This window comes from Azospirillum sp. TSO35-2, from assembly GCF_003116095.1.
Classification (GTDB): Bacteria; Pseudomonadota; Alphaproteobacteria; order Azospirillales; family Azospirillaceae; genus Azospirillum.
Window position 1 is genome coordinate 71,128 of record NZ_LGRA01000018.1, and the last position, 15,109, is coordinate 86,236.

Genomic DNA, 15,109 nt, shown 5'->3' on the forward strand with positions numbered 1-15,109 from the left:
CGGTCTGTCGGCAATTCCCTGTTCGAACAACGGCTTGGCGCGCTTTGACGCACCCGACCGGAAATCGACACACCCCCGTAAATAAGTTCACATTTTATTAGACAACCCGGACGCAGCGTGAGCGTAGCAGGGTATGCATGGTGGAGGCGGCTGTGGATGAGACTGGTGCTGGCGGGACGGACGGGTCCGCGCGCGCGACCCCGGCATCCCGGATGAAGATCGGTGTGCGGCTGGCCCTGGCCTTCGGTGTCACGGTGCTCCTTGCCGTGGCGATGACGACGCTGAGCAACCTGTGGCTCAGCAACCGGCTGGTCGATCAGGCGGCGGACCGCCAGTTGCAGACCTTGCAGCAGTTCCTGGCCACCCGGCTGTCCAGCGAGGCGCAACGCGCCCTGACCCTGGCCGAGGGGCTGGCGGGCAACGTCGAGATTCAGGACGCCTTCGCGGCCGGCGACCGCGACCGGCTGGCCCGCATGCTGGTGCCCGGCTTCAAGGCGCTGAAGGAGCGGCAGGGCCTGACCCAGATGCAGTTCCACACGCCGGATTCGCGGTCCTTCCTGCGTGTCCACCGGCCGGAAAAGTTCGGCGACGACCTGTCCGCCATCCGCTTCACCGTTGTGGAGGTCAACAAGACCCACCAGCCGGTGGCCGGGCTGGAGAACGGGGTGGAGGGGCTCGGCATCCGTGGGGTGGTGCCGGTGCTGCGCAACGGCGTGGCGCTCGGCTCGTTCGAGGTCGGCCTGTCCTTCGGCAAGCCATTCTTCGAATCCTTCAAGGCCTCGACCGGCGCCGACGTCGCCTTCTACGTCCGCAAGGGGGAGGGGTTCGAGGTCTTCGCCTCCACCTTCGCCGAATCGTTGCCTTTCAGCGTTGCCGAACAGACCGCGGCCCTGGCCGCGCCGAGCGCGGCGCGGACGATGGTGCTGTCGGGGCGCGGTTCGGCCGTGGTCCTGATGCCGGTGCGCGACTACCGCGGCACCGCGTTCGGCGTCACCGCGCTTGCCCTCGACCGCAGCGCCTTCGATGCCGCCATCGACGAGGCCCATGTGCTGGCGCTTGCCATCGGCGTGCTGGCGCTGGTCCTGGGGCTCGCCATCGCGTGGCGGCTGGAGCGCGCCATCGCCCGACCGATCCAGGCGATGACCGGTTCGATGGCCGAACTTGCCGGCGGCAACACCGACGTCCGCATCGCCGGCACCGGACGCGGCGACGAGATCGGCGCCATGGCCGGGGCGTTGGAGGTGTTCCGCCGCGGCATGATCGAGGCGGAGCGGCTGCGTGCCGGCCAGGACCGCATGAAGCGGGCGGCGGATGAGGAGCGGCGGACGGCGATGCAGGCGCTGGCCGACCGGTTCGAGGCCGACGTCGGCCGGCTGATCGGCAGCCTGTCCTCCGCCGCGACCGAGATGGAGGCGACCGCCGGGTCGATGTCGGCGACGGCCGAGCACACCAACCGGCAGTCGGCGGTGGTGGCGACCGCGTCGCAGCAGGCGACCGGCAACGTCCAGACCGTCGCCGCCGCGACCGAGCAGCTGGCCGCCTCGATCAACGCCATTGGCGATCAGGCGACGCGGTCGCGCGACGTGTCCGGCAAGGCGGTGGTCGACGCCCGGCAGACCGACGCGGCGGTCCGCCAACTGGCGGACAGCGCCGGACGCATCGGGCAGGTCGTCACGCTGATCCAGGACATCGCCAGCCAGACCAATCTGCTGGCGTTGAACGCCACCATCGAGGCCGCAAGGGCGGGGGAGGCCGGCAAGGGCTTCGCCGTGGTGGCCGGCGAGGTGAAGACGCTGGCCAACCAGACGGCGCGGGCGACCGACGACATCCGCCGACAGATCGAGCAGATGCAGCAGGCGTCTTCCGGCGCGGTCGCCGCCATCGAGGACATCGGCGTGGTCATCGGGCAGGTCAGCGGCATCGCCGACGACATCGCCGCCGCGGTCGAGCAGCAGGGCGAGGCGACCCGCGAGATCGCCCGCAACGTCCAGCAGGCGGCCGTCGGCACGCGCGAGGTCACGGTCAACATCGCCGGGGTGCAGCAGGCCGCCGGCGAAACGGGGGCCGCCGCCACCCAGGTGCTGGGCGCCGCCCGCGACCTGTCCCGTCAGGCGGAGGCGCTGACCACCGAAGTGCGGAGCTTCCTGGCAGGGGTGCGCGCGGCCTGATGGGGCCCGCCGGACCCGCTTGGGACCGCCCGGTTCCGACCGGCCCGGCGCTTCCGGGCCGGCGGGGTGGACCGTCGCTCATGCGGGCCTGTACGATGGCGGGAACCGCCCGTCCGAAGGGCGTAATGCTATTTGTCTAGCAAAGTTTCGGGTTGTTGGGCTGGTGCGCATCGCGAGCCGCGCCGTACACTGCCCCTTGCTGAAAAGACGGTCGGAAGGCCACGGCGGGCAGCAAGGGGCGGCTACGAGGTCGGGAACGATGGCGCACACCATAGCGGCGATGGCGTATCGGAGCGCGGAGTTCGGCGCGGATCTGGCGGCCGATCTGGGGGCGGAGGCCGGTGGCGAGCGCGGTGCCGCGGGACCATTACCGACGACCACTCCGGACACCGGTGCCGGGTTCGCGTCCGGTGACCCGGCGATGCTGCGCAGCCTGCTCGACCAGACGCCGACGCCGACCGCGCTGGTGGAGGGGGGCGGCGACCTGTGCAGCTTCGCCAATGCCGCTTTTCGCGCGCTGGGCGTGGTGGTGGGGGCCGGGGTGGTCGAACGCTTCCCGGCTTTGCCGCCGACCCTGCTGGACGAGGCACGGCGCACCGGCCTGCCGCAGCGCAGCCGCGCCTCGGGTGACAGAGTGCCGGATGGCGAGCGTTTCTGGGATGTGCGCGTCACGCCGATGATGGGGGTGAACGGCGTCGTCCGCGGCCTGATCGTCACCGCCGAGGAAACCCCGGATTCGGCCGTGGAGCATGACCGGCGCCTGCGCGACGTCAGCCACCGGGTCAAGAACACCCTGCAACTCGTCTCCAGCCTGCTGACCCTGCAGACGCTGTCGTCCAAGGATCCGGAAGTCCGCCGCGCCTTGCAGAACGCCGGCAGCCGCATCGGCATCGTCACCCAGGCGCACCAACGCACCCACGCCGCGTTGCGTGCCGGCACCGTCGACATTGCCGGCCACCTGCGCGAGCTGTGTCTGGAGATGGAGGCGACGTTGCCCGGCGCCCACCGGATCCAGGTGACGGCGCAGCCGACCGACCTGCCGGTGGACGCGATCATCCCCTTCAGCCTGATCGTCGCCGAACTGGTGGTCAACGCCGCCAAGCACGCCTTTCCCTCCGGAGCGCCGGGGCTGATCGAGGTCAGGCTGGGCCGCAGCGACGCCGGCGCGATCCGCCTGGAAGTCGCCGACCAGGGCAGCGGCCTTCCGGCCGGGCTGGAGATCACCCGCGCGGCCACGCTGGGCCTGAAGGTGGTGCGCGCCTTCGTCGGGCAACTGCGCGGCACGCTGTCGGCCGCCTCCGGTCCCTTCGGCACCCGCGTCACCGTCGATCTGCCGGCCTGACCCGCATCGCCCGGCTTCGTGGCGCCCGATCGTTCGAAGGCTTGCCCTTCGCGCCGTTCCGCGTCAGGAATGCGGCCGTGAGGTCGAAGCGGGCGCGAAAGGACGGTCGGCATGGCGCGGGTGAGGGCGGACGTGGCGCTGGTGGAGCGCGGGCTGGCGGAAAGCCGCGCCAAGGCGCAGGCGCTGATCCTGGCCGGGCTGGTCTATTCCGACACCAAGAGGATCGACAAGGCCGGCGACCTGCTGGCGGCCGAGGCACCGCTGACGGTCAAGGGGCAGGACCACCCCTGGGTGTCGCGCGGCGGGCTGAAGCTGGTCAAGGGGCTGGACGTCTTCGCCATCGACCCGACCGGCCTGACCGCGCTGGATGTCGGCGCCTCCACCGGCGGCTTCACCGATGTCCTGCTGACCCGCGGCGCCGCCAAGGTCTACGCCGTCGATGTCGGGCACGGCCAGTTGGCGTGGAAGCTGCGCACCGATCCGCGCGTCGTCGTCCTGGAAAAGACCAACGCCCGCCACCTGACCACGGCCGAGATCCCCGATCCGGTCGATCTGGTGGTGTGCGACGCCAGCTTCATCGGGCTGGAGGTGGTTCTGCCGGCGGCGCTCTCGCTGGTCGTGCCGGGCGGGCGGCTGGTCGCGCTGATCAAGCCGCAGTTCGAGGTCGGCAAGGGCCGCGTCGGCAAGGGCGGCGTCGTGCGCGAGCCGGAGCTTCACCAGGAGGTCTGCGACCGCATCCGCGGCTGGCTGGACGGCTTGGCGGGTTGGCGTGTGCTGGACGTCACCGAAAGCCCGATCACCGGCCCGGAGGGCAACAAGGAGTTCCTGATCGGCGCGGTGAAGGACCGGGCTCTCCTCGGAATGGAACCGTAAACCGCTGCGAGAGCACCGATAATCCGCACCCGCCGGAACCCTGAATTCCGGAAGGGGCGGCGTGCCTCAGGCCCGAGCCCAGGATCGTGAATGCAAGCCCGCCAATTGGAAGTCTTTTGCACGCTGATGCGCTGTGGAACGGTGACGGGCGCGGCGGCGATGCTGAACATCTCGCAACCGGCGCTGAGCCAGATCCTGCTGCACGCCGAAGATCAGCTCGGGTTCAAACTGTTCGACCGGGTGCGCGGGCGGCTGGTGCCGACGCAGGAGGCCAACGAGCTGTATCCGGAGGCCGAGCGCATCTTTTCCGAACTCGGCGCGCTGCGCCGGCGCACGCTCGACATGCGCCATGGCCGCACCGGCCTCGTCCGTCTCGCCGCGTCGGCGCCGCCGTCCATGTCCATCGTGCCCAAGGCGCTGACCGCCTTCCGCGAGGCGCACCCCGACATCGTCGTGCGGTCGCTGGTCGCCCCGATCGCCAACATCATCGACATGCTGCGCAACGGCGACGTCCTGCTGGGGGTGGCGATGAACGACATGCCCCATCCCGACCTTCATGTCGAAACGGTGGGGCATGCCGAACTGGTCTGCCTTATGCCCGAGGGGCATCGGCTGGCCGGACAGGCCGAGGTCGGGTTCGCCGATCTGGCGGAGGAGACGTTGATTTCCTACCGCGTCGACACGCTGCCCGGCCGGCTCCTGGCCGGGGCGCTGGAGGCGGAGGGGGGCGTCTATGCCCCGGCGGTGGAGATCGATCTGTCGATCACCGCCCTCCCCTTCGTCCGGGAGGGGATCGGCGTGGCGGTCGTCGACGGGCTTTTGCCGTGGAACCAGTTTTCCGGCATCGTCCAGCGGCCCTTCCGTCCCGGCATCCGGGTGCCCATCGCCATCCTGACCAGCAAGGAGCGCCCGCTGTCCGGCAGCCATGACCTGATGCGCGCGTGCCTGCGCCGGGCCGCCCGTGCCCTGGAGCCGGGCGGCGCCGAACGGAGTTGACCGGAAGCGCCGGCCTCCCGGTCAGAAATCGGCGACCTTCCCGGCGGAGAAGCCGGCGAAGCGGTCGGGGTGGTAGGGCTGGGGATCGACGATCGGCGTTTGGGCGGTGATGAGGTCGGCGATCAGATGGCCGGCGCCGGGACCGATGCCGAAGCCGTGGCCGCTGAACCCGGCGGCCAGGATCAGGCCCGGCAGGCTGCCGACCTCGCCGATGGCGGGAACGCCGTCGGGCGTGCTGTCGATGTAGCCGCCCCAGGCGGCGGTGATCGGCGCCCCCTTCAGGCCGGGCAGCAGCGCGGTGGCCCGCTCGTGGGTGAGGCGGATGGTGCCGTGGTCCGGGGTGGGGTCCAGCACCCGCACCCGCTCCATCGGGGTCGGGCGGTCGAGCCGCCAGCGCCGCAGCGTCTCGTGGCCGGAACGCAGGCCCCCCAAGCCGCCGGGCATCAGACTGCGCCAGCGCCGCGCGAACATCGGCATGAATTGCGGCGCGAAGCGGATTTGCTGAAAGGTCGGATCGACGCGCCCACGCCCGCTGATCGCCAGCGTGTGGCCGCCGTCGCCGCGCCGGGTGATCGACACGGCGGCGGTGTGCAGGGCGTCGGGAAGACCGTCGGCGCTGGGGCCGACCGACAGGATCGACGAGCGGATCGAGGCGAGCGGGAAACGCACGCCGATCTGATGGCAGAAGGAGGAGGCCCAGGCCCCGCCCGCCAGGACCACCACCGGCGTGCGGATCGTGCCCTGTTCGGTGACGACGCCGCTGACCCGCCCACCGCTGGTTTCCAGCCCGCGTGCGGCGCAGCCCTGATGCACCGTGCCGCCCCGCTTCATGATCGCCCGCGCCACGGCGGGCGCGGCGCGGGCGGGGTCGGCGATGCCGTCCGATGGCGAGAAGACGCCGCCCTTCCAGGGCCGTCCGGTCGCCTGTCCACGCTCGGCCGCTTCGGCGCTGCTCAGCATGTGGGTGGTGACGCCGACCGTCCGGGCGAAATCGCGCCAGCGCGCCCAACCCGCCAGTTCCTGGTCGTCGTTGCTGAGATAGAGCAGCCCGCAACGGCTGAAGCCGGTGTCCTCCCCGCTTTCGGCGGCAAAGCGGTCCCACAGATCCAGGCTCTTGGTGGCCATCGGCAGTTCGCGCGCGTCGCGGTTCTGCTGGCGGCACCAGCCCCAGTTGCGGCTGGACTGCTCCGCCCCGACCCGCCCCTTTTCCACCAGGGCCACCGACAGGCCGCGCTGGGCCAGACTGTAGGCCGCCCAGACGCCGACGATGCCGCCGCCGATCACGACGACATCCGCCTGAGCGGGCAGGCGCGGGGAGGAGGCGATGGCTTGCAAAGGCGCGGGCATGGGACGGGTCTCCGGTTTCGGCGTTGCACCATCTAGCCATGGCGCGCGGACCGGCGGGCGCTGCATTGGCCGATCCAACGGCATTATCTTCTGTCGATGCCCGAAGACCCGACGCTTTGTTCTGTCGGAGGAAAGCGTCTTGATGATCGACAGGCAGGCCGCGCGTGCTAAGCTGCCATCGCCTGATCGGCAGAATTTTCTGCTGCCGTTTTCCGCTCCCCGCCCCTCGAACCGGATGGGTTCCCCATGAAGCTGGACCGCATCGACATCAAGATTCTGCATCAGCTCCAGAAGAACGGCCGGATCACCAACGTGGAGTTGGCCGAGCTGGTAAACCTGTCCCCCAGCCCCTGCCTGATGCGGGTCAAGAAGCTTCAGTCGGAAGGCTACATCGAGGGGTATGCGGCCCAGATCAACGTCAGCAAACTCGGCCAGACCCTGACCGTCTTCACCGAGGTGACGCTGAAGAACCACCGGCAGGTCGATTTCGCCCGTTTCCTGGCGGCCGTCAAAAAGATCGAACAGCTGCTGGAATGCCATCTGGTGTCCGGCGGCTACGATTACATGCTGAAGTTCGTCACGTCCGGCATCGGCGAATATCAGGAGATCATGGAAAAGCTGACCGACATGGACATCGGCATCGACAAGTATTTCAGCTACGTCGTGCTGAAATCGCCGATCGTGCGCGCGCACATGCCGCTGACCACGCTGTTCCCGATGTGAAGGCGTTGGCTGCGGGGGCCTGTCGGTCAGGCCACCCGCATCCGGTCGGCGTCGAGGTTCAGCGTGTCGAGCCAGGTCGGATCCAGTTTGGGGACCGACGAGAACAGCAACTGCGAATAGGGATGCTGCGGCTCCTGCCGGGCGGCGGGGATGATGGTTTCGACCGTCTGCCCGCGGTACATCACGATGATCTCGTCGCAGATCGCCTCGATCACCGACAGGTCATGGCTGATGAAGACATAGGACAGGCCAAGCTCGCGTTGCAGTTCCTTGAGCAGATCGATGATCGCCGCCGCGACCACGGTGTCGAGGGCCGAGGTGATCTCGTCGCACAAGATCAGTTTCGGCTCGGCGGCGAGCGCGCGGGCGAAATTCACCCGCTGCTTCTGGCCTCCCGACAGTTCCGCCGGACGGCGCTGGCGCAAGGCGCGCGGCAGATGGACCATGTCCAGCAGCGCGTCGATCCGCGCGTCGCGGGCCTTGCCGCGCAGGCCGTGATAGAAGGTCAGGGGACGGCCAAGGATGTCCTCGATCGATTTGGCCGGGTTGAGCGCGGTGTCGGCGTGCTGGAAGACGATCTGCAGGTCGCGCAACTGCTCGCGGGTGCGCTGGCGGGCGCTGTGCCACAGCTCCCGCCCGTCGAACTGGATGGCGCCGTCGCAAGCCGGCAGGATTCCGGCGATGGTGCGCGCCAGGGTCGATTTCCCGCAGCCGGATTCCCCGATGATGCCGAGGTTGGTGCCCCGCCTCACTTGCAGGCTCACCCCCTTGACCGCGAGGACCAGCGGTTGCCCGTTCGACTGGGGCGGGCCGTAACCCGCGCTCAGCGTGCTGATGTCCAGCAGCGGGGCGGCGTTGGTGGCAAACGCCTCCGCCGCCGCGGTCCGCCCGCCGGTGTCGGGGTGGAAGGCGTGCAGCAGTTCCCGCGTGTAGGGGTGGGTCGGGTGGTTCAGGATGTCGTCGACGGTTCCGGTTTCCTGGGCCGCGCCGTTCCTCAGCACCATGATGCGGTCGGCGATCTGGGCGACCACGGCGAGATCGTGGGAGACATAGACGCAGGCGATCCGACGCTTGGCGGTCACCGACTTGAAGGCGCGCAACACCTCCACCTGGGTGGTGACGTCGAGTGCCGTGGTCGGCTCGTCGAAGATCACCACCTTGGGATCGCCGATGAGGGCCATCGCCGCCGCCAGCCGCTGAAGCTGCCCGCCCGACACTTGGTGCGGGTAACGGTCGCCGATGCCGTCGGGATCGGGCAGGGACAGGGCGCGGAACAGGACGACCGCCCGCCGGCGGGCCTCGTCCGGCGGCATCAGCCGGTGAATCCGCGTCACCTCGATGACCTGATCCATGATGGTCGCCGCCGGGTTGAAGGCGGCGGCGGCGCTCTGCGGCACATAGGCGACGGTGGTGCCGCGCAGGGCGGCCCGTTCCTTTTCCGACAAAGCCGCCATGTCATGGCCATCGACCCGCACCGACCCACCGGAAATCCGGCAGCCCGGACGGGCGTAGCCCAGCAGGGTCAGGGCGGCGGTGGTCTTGCCGGACCCGCTTTCGCCGATGAAGGCGACGGTTTCGCCCGCCGCGATGTCCAGGGTGATGCCCTTGAGGATCTCGACCCGGCGACCGGAATCGGTGGTGGCCTCGACCGTCAGATCGCGGATTTCGACGAGGTTGGTCATCAGGAGGCACTCCGGTCCCGGATCTTCTGCGGAAGATTGTCGATCAGCAGATTGACGCTGATGGTCAGCGTGGCGATGGCCAGCGACGGCACGATCACCGCCGGCGCCGCGAAGGGCAGGCCGCCGATGTTCTCGCGCACCAGCGCGCCCCAGTCGGCATAGGGCGGCTGAACGCCCAGCCCCAGGAAGGACAGGCCCGACAGCAGCAGGACGATGAAGACGAAGCGCAGGCCCAGGTCGGCCAGCACCGGGCCGATGATGTTGGGCAGGATCTCCGACCCGATCAGATAGGGCAGCTTCTCCCCGCGGATGCGGGCGACCATGATGTAGTCCATCGTGTCGATGTTGACCGCCAGCGCCCGGCTGAAGCGGTAGGCGCCGGGGATGTAGATGACCGACAGGGTCATGATCAGCACGGGAATGGACGACCCGACCGCCGCCACCACCATCAGGCCGAACAGCTTGCTGGGGATCGAGTTCATCGCGTCGAGCACGCGGCTGACCACCATGTCCACCGGCCCGCGCAGCACGGCCGAGGCCATGCCCAGCACCACGCCGCTGAAGCAGGCGATGGTGACCGCCGCCAGCGAAATGCCGACGGTGTAGCGGGCGCCGAGGATGACACGGGACAGCATGTCGCGGCCGAGATAGTCCGATCCCAGCCACAGGCCGGGCCGCATCGGGCCGAAATAGTCGGCGTCGACCATCTCGCCCACCGAATGGGGGGTGATGTAGGAGGCGAACAGGGCGACCAGCGCCCAGAACAGGACCACGGAGGCGCTGACCAACCCGACCGGATTGATCCGGTAGCCGGACCGCGCCGCGAGGAAGCCGGTGGAGGAGTGTGTCTTCATCGGAGCCTCGGGTTCGACAGGATGGCGACGATGTCGGCGGTGGTGATCAGAAGCAGATACCCGAAGCAGAAAATCATCGCGCAGGACTGGATCAGCGGCAAATCGCGGGTGGAGACCGCATCGACCATCAGCTTGGCGATGCCGGGATAGTTGAAGATGGTTTCGACGATGATGACGCCGCCCACCAGGTAGGACAGCGACAGCGCCACCGCGTTGGCGATCGGGCCGAGCGCGTTGGGCAAGGCGTGGCGCAAAACCATCCGGGGCCGCGACGCCCCTTTCAGCAGCGCCATTTCGACATAGGGCGTGTTCAGCGTCTCGATCACCGCGGCCCGGCTCATGCGGATCATCTGCGCCGACACCCCGAAGGTCAGCGTGACGACTGGCATGGCGTAGGCCCGCAACAGCCCGGAGATGCTGTCCACCTGATAGGTGAAGGACAGGGCGGGCAGCCATTTCAGGTAAACCGCGAACACCAGGACGGCCAGGGTCGCCAGCACGAATTCCGGGACGGAGATGACGCCGATGGTGGCGATGGTGACGATGCGGTCGTACAGCGTGCGCCGCCACATGGCGGCGGTGATGCCGAGCGTCAGCGCAAGGGGAACCGACACCAGGGTGGTCAGTCCCGCCAGCTTCAGCGTGTTGACCAGCCGGCCGGCGATCAACGTCGCCACCGGCAGATGGTTGGCGTAGGACGTGCCGAGATCGCCCTGGAACAGCCCGATGATCCAGTGGACGAAGCGCAGCAGGGCCGGTTCGTCGAGATGCATGGCCGTGCGCAGACCGGCGACGGCCTCGGGTGTCGCCGCCTGCCCCAGCAGGATCGTCGCCGTGTCGCCGGGCAGCAGGGTGGTGGCGAAGAACACGGCGAAGGACACGATCGTCAGTGTGACCAGTGCGATGAGCAGCCGACCGAGGATGAGGGAGGGAACGCGTGATGTCATGCCTGGCCTCTGCGAGGTGAGGCGCCCCCGGAGGGGTTGCCCGGATGGGCGACGACGGGACGGGCCATGGTGGGCCGGGGCGGCCGGACTTTCGGCCATACCGCCCCGCCCGGCCACTGTATCAGGCGGCCAGCCAGACATACTCGGCAAAAGCATAGCCCATCATGCCGCCCAGCGGGTTCGGGGCGAGTCCCTTCAGCTTGTCGGTGATGGCGTCCACGTTGGAGATGTAGGCGGGGATGATGGTGCCGGCCTCTTCGGCGATCATCACCTGCATCTCGCCGTACAGTTCCTTGCGCTTGTTCCAGGCGAGCGTGCCGCGCGCTTCGAGCATCATCTTGTCGAAGCGCTCGGACTTGTACTGGCTCTCGTTCCACGGCGCTTCGGAGGCGTAGAGCAGGGAGAACAGGATGTCCGGCGTCGGGCGCGGGTTGATGTTGCCGAAATGGATCGGGGCCTTCAGCCAGTAATTGCTCCAATAGCCGTCGGACGGCACGCGCTGGACGTCGAGCTTCATGCCGATCTCGGCGCCGGAGGCCTGGATCACCATCGCCATGTCGACGGCGGACGAGGCGGCGTCCGACGTGATCACCGGGATGGACTGCCCCAGCAGGCCGGCCTTCTTGAACAGGGCCTTCGCCTTTTCCGGATCGAACGGCTTGGGCTTCAGCGCGGCGTTGTGGAAGGGGCTGGCCGGGGACACCGGCTGGTCGTTGCCGACCTCGCCGAAGCCGCGCAGGGCGGATTTGACGATCTGCTCGCGGTTGACGAGATATTTCATCCCGTCGACGAAATCCTTGCGGCTTCCCGGCTCCATGTCCAGGCGGATGTTCAGGTCGGTGTAGTTGCCCGACGTGGTCTTGGACAGGGCGAAGCCCTGCTGGCCGTCGACCAGCCGCGTGGAGCGCGGGTTGATCGATGCGGCGAGATGGATGTCGCCGGACAGCAGCGCGTTGACGCGGGCGTTGTCGTCGCTGATCGCGAAGAATTCGAAGGAATCGACGTTCGGCCCGCCCTTCCAGTAATTCGGGTTGCGCACACCGATGGACCGCACGCCCGGTTCGAAGCTCTTGCAGATGAAGGCGCCGGTGCCGTTGCCCTTGGAGAAGTCGGTCGTGCCGTCGGCCACGATCATGAAGTGATGCATGGCCAGGATGGTCGGCAGGTCGGCGTTCGGGGTGGCCAGCGTGATGGCGACGGTGCTCTTGTCCACCGCCTTGATGTCCGTCATCTGGGCGGCGATCTTCGCAACCTTCGAACCGACGGCCGGATCGAGGTGGCGCTTCAGCGAGAACACCACGTCGTCGGCGGTCAGCGACTTGCCGTCGTGGAAGGTCACCCCCTTGCGAAGCTTGATCGTCCAGGTCTTGGCGTCGTCGGTGTCGACGGACTGGGCCAACTCCATCTTCGGGATGCCGGCCTTGTCGAGGAAGGTCAGGCGGTTGTAGAAGGCGCAGCAGCGGACATAGTCGGTGGACAGCGACGCCTTCGCCGGGTCGAGCGTGTCCGCGGTGGATGCCGACCAGCCGGCGGCCTTGAGCGTGCCGCCCTTCACCGGTTCGTCCGCAACCGCGGCGTTGGCGCGGCCCATAACGAGGTCGATGGCGGGCAGGGACATCCCGCCTGCCAGCAGCATCTTGAGCAGGTCACGGCGGTTGGCCCCGCGCCGGATGGCGCTTTCGACCATGCTGTCGTCGGTCCGGGTCCAGGTTTCAGGCGTCTTGGTCATCTCAGCCTCACTCTGTTCGTGTGTTGTTTGTTCGTTTGTTCTCAGGGCGCTCCGGTGTGGTCCGGTTACGCGGGGACTGTCTTCGACGCCTCTGCGGCGGCATCCACGGCGTCGGCCAGTTCCGCCATCGAGCGGAAATGGAAATCCGGCTCGGTGAATTCGGCGGGCTCGATGGTCCCGCCATAACCGTTTTGCGCGTGCCGCCGCTGGATCCAGCAGTTGGTCAGGCCGAGGCGCCGGGAAACCCCGATGTCGTGATACTGGCTCTGGGCGACGTGCAGGATGTCGTCCTTGCTGCCGCCGTCGCGCTCGACGAAGTCGAACACCTGCTGGAAGAAGGCGGGGTTGGGCTTTTCGACGCCGGTGTCGTCGGCGGTGAAGCCGGCGTAGAAGGGATCGCCCAGCTCGCGGGAGAAATGGGTGAAAGCCCAGCGCCGCGCGTTGGTCATCGCGATCAGCTTGTACCGCTTGGCCAGACGGGCCATGGCGTCCTTGCTGTCCGGGAAGCCGGCCCAGGACGCCGCCGAATCCCGCAGGCGTTCACCGTACTGCGTGCCGGCGGGCAGGCCCAGCGTCGGCGCGATGACCGAATAGACGCGGACCAGGTCGTCGGGGAACAGATCGGCGTTCGGGGCGTAGCGTGCCTCGCGGTAGAGGGTCAGCGCCGCCTCGCCGTCCACCGTGGTTCCGGCCTCTGCCGCGATTTCGGCGAGGCATCCGGTGATGCCGGATTCGAAGTCGATCAGGGTGCCGACGACGTCGAAGGTCAGATATTTGAAGCTCTGCAGAGTCTTGGGCAACGCACCAACTCCTCTCTCGGACCGCGTGGGAACCGTTCCGGTCCGACGGGTCGTTTCAGGTCCGGCGGCATCGTCCGCCGGGGTGTCGGGCTGGCGCCGGGGGTGCCGCCCTGGCGTCTCTGGAGGTGGCCCGGAGTTCCGGTCTTCTGTCCCATCCAGTGTGGTCGATGGGCTTGCCGCCGGTCTTCCAATCATCGGGCCTGGACAGCAGAAAATGCCGGATGCGGGGGCGTTCACGGATTCTTCCGCGGACTCCCCCGTTTTCGGCTATCGCAGCGCCCGGCGGACGTCGGGGTCCTCCAGCGTCTGGTCGAGCGTGCGGGCCGTGCGCTCCAGGATCGCGTCGATGTCGTCGTCGGTGCAGCACAGCGGCGGGGCATAGCCCAGGACGCCGTTCGCGAAGGCGCGGATCACCAGCCCGTTGGACCACGCCCGGTCGAAAATCCGGCGGGACGGTTCGGCGGCGGCGGGCAGGGGGGTCTTGCGGTCCTTGTCCACCACCAGCTCGATGGCGGCCAGCATGCCGCGCCCGCGCACGTCGCCGACCAGCGGATGGTCGCGCAGCGCCTGCAGCCCGGCCATCAGCCGTGCGCCGGCCTTGACGCCGTTGGCGAGCAAGCCGTCCTCGTACAGCCGCAACGCCTCCAGCCCCACCGCCGCGCTGACGGGGTGGGCGGAGTAGGTGTAGCCATGGCCGACGGCGGTGGCCCCGGCGGCGTCGGCGATGGTGGCATAAACCGCCTCGGACAGGAAGACGGCCCCCATCGGCACATAGCCGGAGGTCAGGCCCTTCGCCGTGGTCATCAGGTCGGGGACCACGCCGTCGTCGGTGCAGGCGAACAGCGGGCCGGTGCGACCGAAGCCGGTGATGACCTCGTCGGCGACGAACAGGATGCCCAGGCTGCGGCAGCGGTCGGACATCGCCTTCATCCAGCCGTCGGGCGGCACCAGCACGCCGCCCGACCCCTGGATCGGTTCGGCGTAGAAGGCGGCGACCCGCTCCGGCCCGCCGATCTCGGCGATCTTGGCGTCGAGTGCGGCCAGCGAGGCGGCGATGATCGCCTCCCCGTCCTCGCCCACCGGGTTGCGGTAGGCGTAGTGCGACGGAATCTTGTGCTGCCAGTCGAACGGAACGCCGAAGCCGGCGTGGAAGGCGGGCAGGGCGGTCAGTCCGGCGCCGACGGTGGAGGAGCCGTGATAGCCCTGTTCGATCGAGATGAACTGGTCGCGCTGCGGCTGGCCCTTGGCCTGCCAGTAGTAGCGGATGAAGCGGATGGTGCTGTCCACCGCGTCCGACCCGCCCAGCGTGAAGAAGACGTGGTTCAGGTCGCCGGGGGCGCGTTCGGCGAGCGCCGCCGCCAGCCGGATCGCCGGCTCGCTGCCAAGCCCGAAATAGCCGGTGGCGTAGGGCAGCTCCTGCATCTGGCGGGTGGCGGCGGCGACGAGGCTCTGTTGCCCATAGCCGGCGTTGACGCACCACAGGCCGGCGAAGCCATCCACCAGTTGGTGGCCGGCGGCGTCGGTGATCGTTGCCCCGGACCCGGAGGCAATCACCCGGACGCCTGCCTTCTCATGGCCGCGATAGGAGGCGACGGGATGGACCAGATGGGCACGGTCGAGTTCGATCAGGGAATTGCTGAGCATGGTC

At 68.7% G+C, this 15,109-nt stretch carries 12 protein-coding genes; 5 read left to right on the plus strand and 7 right to left on the minus strand.

Annotated elements, in window-relative coordinates:
- The first annotated feature begins 212 nt into the window (after window positions 1-212).
- The 4 genes from TSO352_RS11370 to TSO352_RS11385 all read left to right on the plus strand — a co-directional run bounded on the left by TSO352_RS11370 (window position 213) and on the right by TSO352_RS11385 (window position 5,379).
- The gene (locus TSO352_RS11370) at window positions 213-2,168 is read left to right on the plus strand and encodes a methyl-accepting chemotaxis protein (RefSeq protein WP_158284567.1); all 1,956 of its coding nucleotides are present in this window, start codon (window positions 213-215) and stop codon (window positions 2,166-2,168) included.
- Window positions 2,169-2,427: 259 nt separating this feature from the next.
- Window positions 2,428-3,510 (plus strand): sensor histidine kinase, encoded by a 1,083-nt coding sequence (locus TSO352_RS11375; RefSeq protein WP_109107466.1) that lies wholly within the window; start codon window positions 2,428-2,430, stop codon window positions 3,508-3,510.
- A 111-nt stretch (window positions 3,511-3,621) separates the two neighbouring features.
- Window positions 3,622-4,383, plus strand: a complete 762-nt coding sequence (locus TSO352_RS11380; RefSeq protein ID WP_109107467.1) for a TlyA family RNA methyltransferase — start codon at window positions 3,622-3,624, stop codon at window positions 4,381-4,383.
- Window positions 4,384-4,473: 90 nt separating this feature from the next.
- Window positions 4,474-5,379: a LysR family transcriptional regulator gene (locus tag TSO352_RS11385; protein ID WP_109107468.1), complete on the plus strand. Its 906-nt coding sequence runs from the start codon at window positions 4,474-4,476 to the stop codon at window positions 5,377-5,379.
- 21 nt (window positions 5,380-5,400) lie between these two features.
- Here the strand turns inward: TSO352_RS11385 and TSO352_RS11390 are convergent, their stop codons facing one another.
- Complete coding sequence (locus tag TSO352_RS11390; protein WP_109107469.1) at window positions 5,401-6,726, minus strand: FAD-binding oxidoreductase; 1,326 nt, start codon at window positions 6,724-6,726, stop codon at window positions 5,401-5,403.
- Between the two features lie 246 nt (window positions 6,727-6,972).
- On the opposite strand from TSO352_RS11390, the gene TSO352_RS11395 reads away from it, so the two are divergent.
- The gene (locus tag TSO352_RS11395; RefSeq protein WP_109107470.1) at window positions 6,973-7,449 is read left to right on the plus strand and encodes an Lrp/AsnC family transcriptional regulator; all 477 of its coding nucleotides are present in this window, start codon (window positions 6,973-6,975) and stop codon (window positions 7,447-7,449) included.
- A gap of 26 nt (window positions 7,450-7,475) precedes the next feature.
- On the opposite strand, the gene TSO352_RS11400 is transcribed toward TSO352_RS11395, so the two are convergent.
- From TSO352_RS11400 to TSO352_RS11425, 6 genes are all read right to left on the minus strand, one after another.
- Window positions 7,476-9,131: an ABC transporter ATP-binding protein gene (locus TSO352_RS11400; protein WP_109107471.1), complete on the minus strand. Its 1,656-nt coding sequence runs from the start codon at window positions 9,129-9,131 to the stop codon at window positions 7,476-7,478.
- The gene (locus TSO352_RS11405) at window positions 9,131-9,985 is read right to left on the minus strand and encodes an ABC transporter permease (RefSeq protein WP_109107472.1); all 855 of its coding nucleotides are present in this window, start codon (window positions 9,983-9,985) and stop codon (window positions 9,131-9,133) included. The genes TSO352_RS11400 and TSO352_RS11405 overlap by 1 nt, the downstream gene beginning before the upstream one ends.
- Window positions 9,982-10,932: an ABC transporter permease gene (locus TSO352_RS11410; RefSeq protein WP_109107473.1), complete on the minus strand. Its 951-nt coding sequence runs from the start codon at window positions 10,930-10,932 to the stop codon at window positions 9,982-9,984. The genes TSO352_RS11405 and TSO352_RS11410 overlap by 4 nt, the downstream gene beginning before the upstream one ends.
- 121 nt (window positions 10,933-11,053) lie before the next feature.
- On the minus strand, window positions 11,054-12,661 hold the full coding sequence (locus TSO352_RS11415) for an ABC transporter substrate-binding protein (RefSeq protein WP_109107474.1): 1,608 nt from the start codon (window positions 12,659-12,661) through the stop codon (window positions 11,054-11,056).
- 65 nt (window positions 12,662-12,726) lie between these two features.
- Entirely contained in the window at window positions 12,727-13,461 is a 735-nt protein-coding gene (locus TSO352_RS11420) for an HAD-IA family hydrolase (RefSeq protein ID WP_109107475.1), read from the minus strand.
- Window positions 13,462-13,728: 267 nt separating this feature from the next.
- On the minus strand, window positions 13,729-15,105 hold the full coding sequence (locus tag TSO352_RS11425) for an aspartate aminotransferase family protein (protein WP_109107476.1): 1,377 nt from the start codon (window positions 15,103-15,105) through the stop codon (window positions 13,729-13,731).
- Window positions 15,106-15,109 lie beyond the last annotated feature (4 nt).

Bases quoted from the DNA above. Each gene is read 5' to 3' on its own strand.
- TSO352_RS11380 (WP_109107467.1), top strand. From the start codon at position 3,622: ATGGCGCGGGTGAGGGCGGACGTGGCGCTGGTGGAGCGCGGGCTGGCG.
- TSO352_RS11410 (WP_109107473.1), bottom strand. From the start codon at position 10,932: ATGACATCACGCGTTCCCTCCCTCATCCTCGGTCGGCTGCTCATCGCA.
- TSO352_RS11400 (WP_109107471.1), bottom strand. From the start codon at position 9,131: ATGACCAACCTCGTCGAAATCCGCGATCTGACGGTCGAGGCCACCACC.
- TSO352_RS11415 (WP_109107474.1), bottom strand. From the start codon at position 12,661: ATGACCAAGACGCCTGAAACCTGGACCCGGACCGACGACAGCATGGTC.
- TSO352_RS11370 (WP_158284567.1), top strand. From the start codon at position 213: ATGAAGATCGGTGTGCGGCTGGCCCTGGCCTTCGGTGTCACGGTGCTC.
- TSO352_RS11425 (WP_109107476.1), bottom strand. From the start codon at position 15,105: ATGCTCAGCAATTCCCTGATCGAACTCGACCGTGCCCATCTGGTCCAT.
- TSO352_RS11375 (WP_109107466.1), top strand. From the start codon at position 2,428: ATGGCGCACACCATAGCGGCGATGGCGTATCGGAGCGCGGAGTTCGGC.
- TSO352_RS11390 (WP_109107469.1), bottom strand. From the start codon at position 6,726: ATGCCCGCGCCTTTGCAAGCCATCGCCTCCTCCCCGCGCCTGCCCGCT.
- TSO352_RS11385 (WP_109107468.1), top strand. From the start codon at position 4,474: ATGCAAGCCCGCCAATTGGAAGTCTTTTGCACGCTGATGCGCTGTGGA.
- TSO352_RS11405 (WP_109107472.1), bottom strand. From the start codon at position 9,985: ATGAAGACACACTCCTCCACCGGCTTCCTCGCGGCGCGGTCCGGCTAC.
- TSO352_RS11395 (WP_109107470.1), top strand. From the start codon at position 6,973: ATGAAGCTGGACCGCATCGACATCAAGATTCTGCATCAGCTCCAGAAG.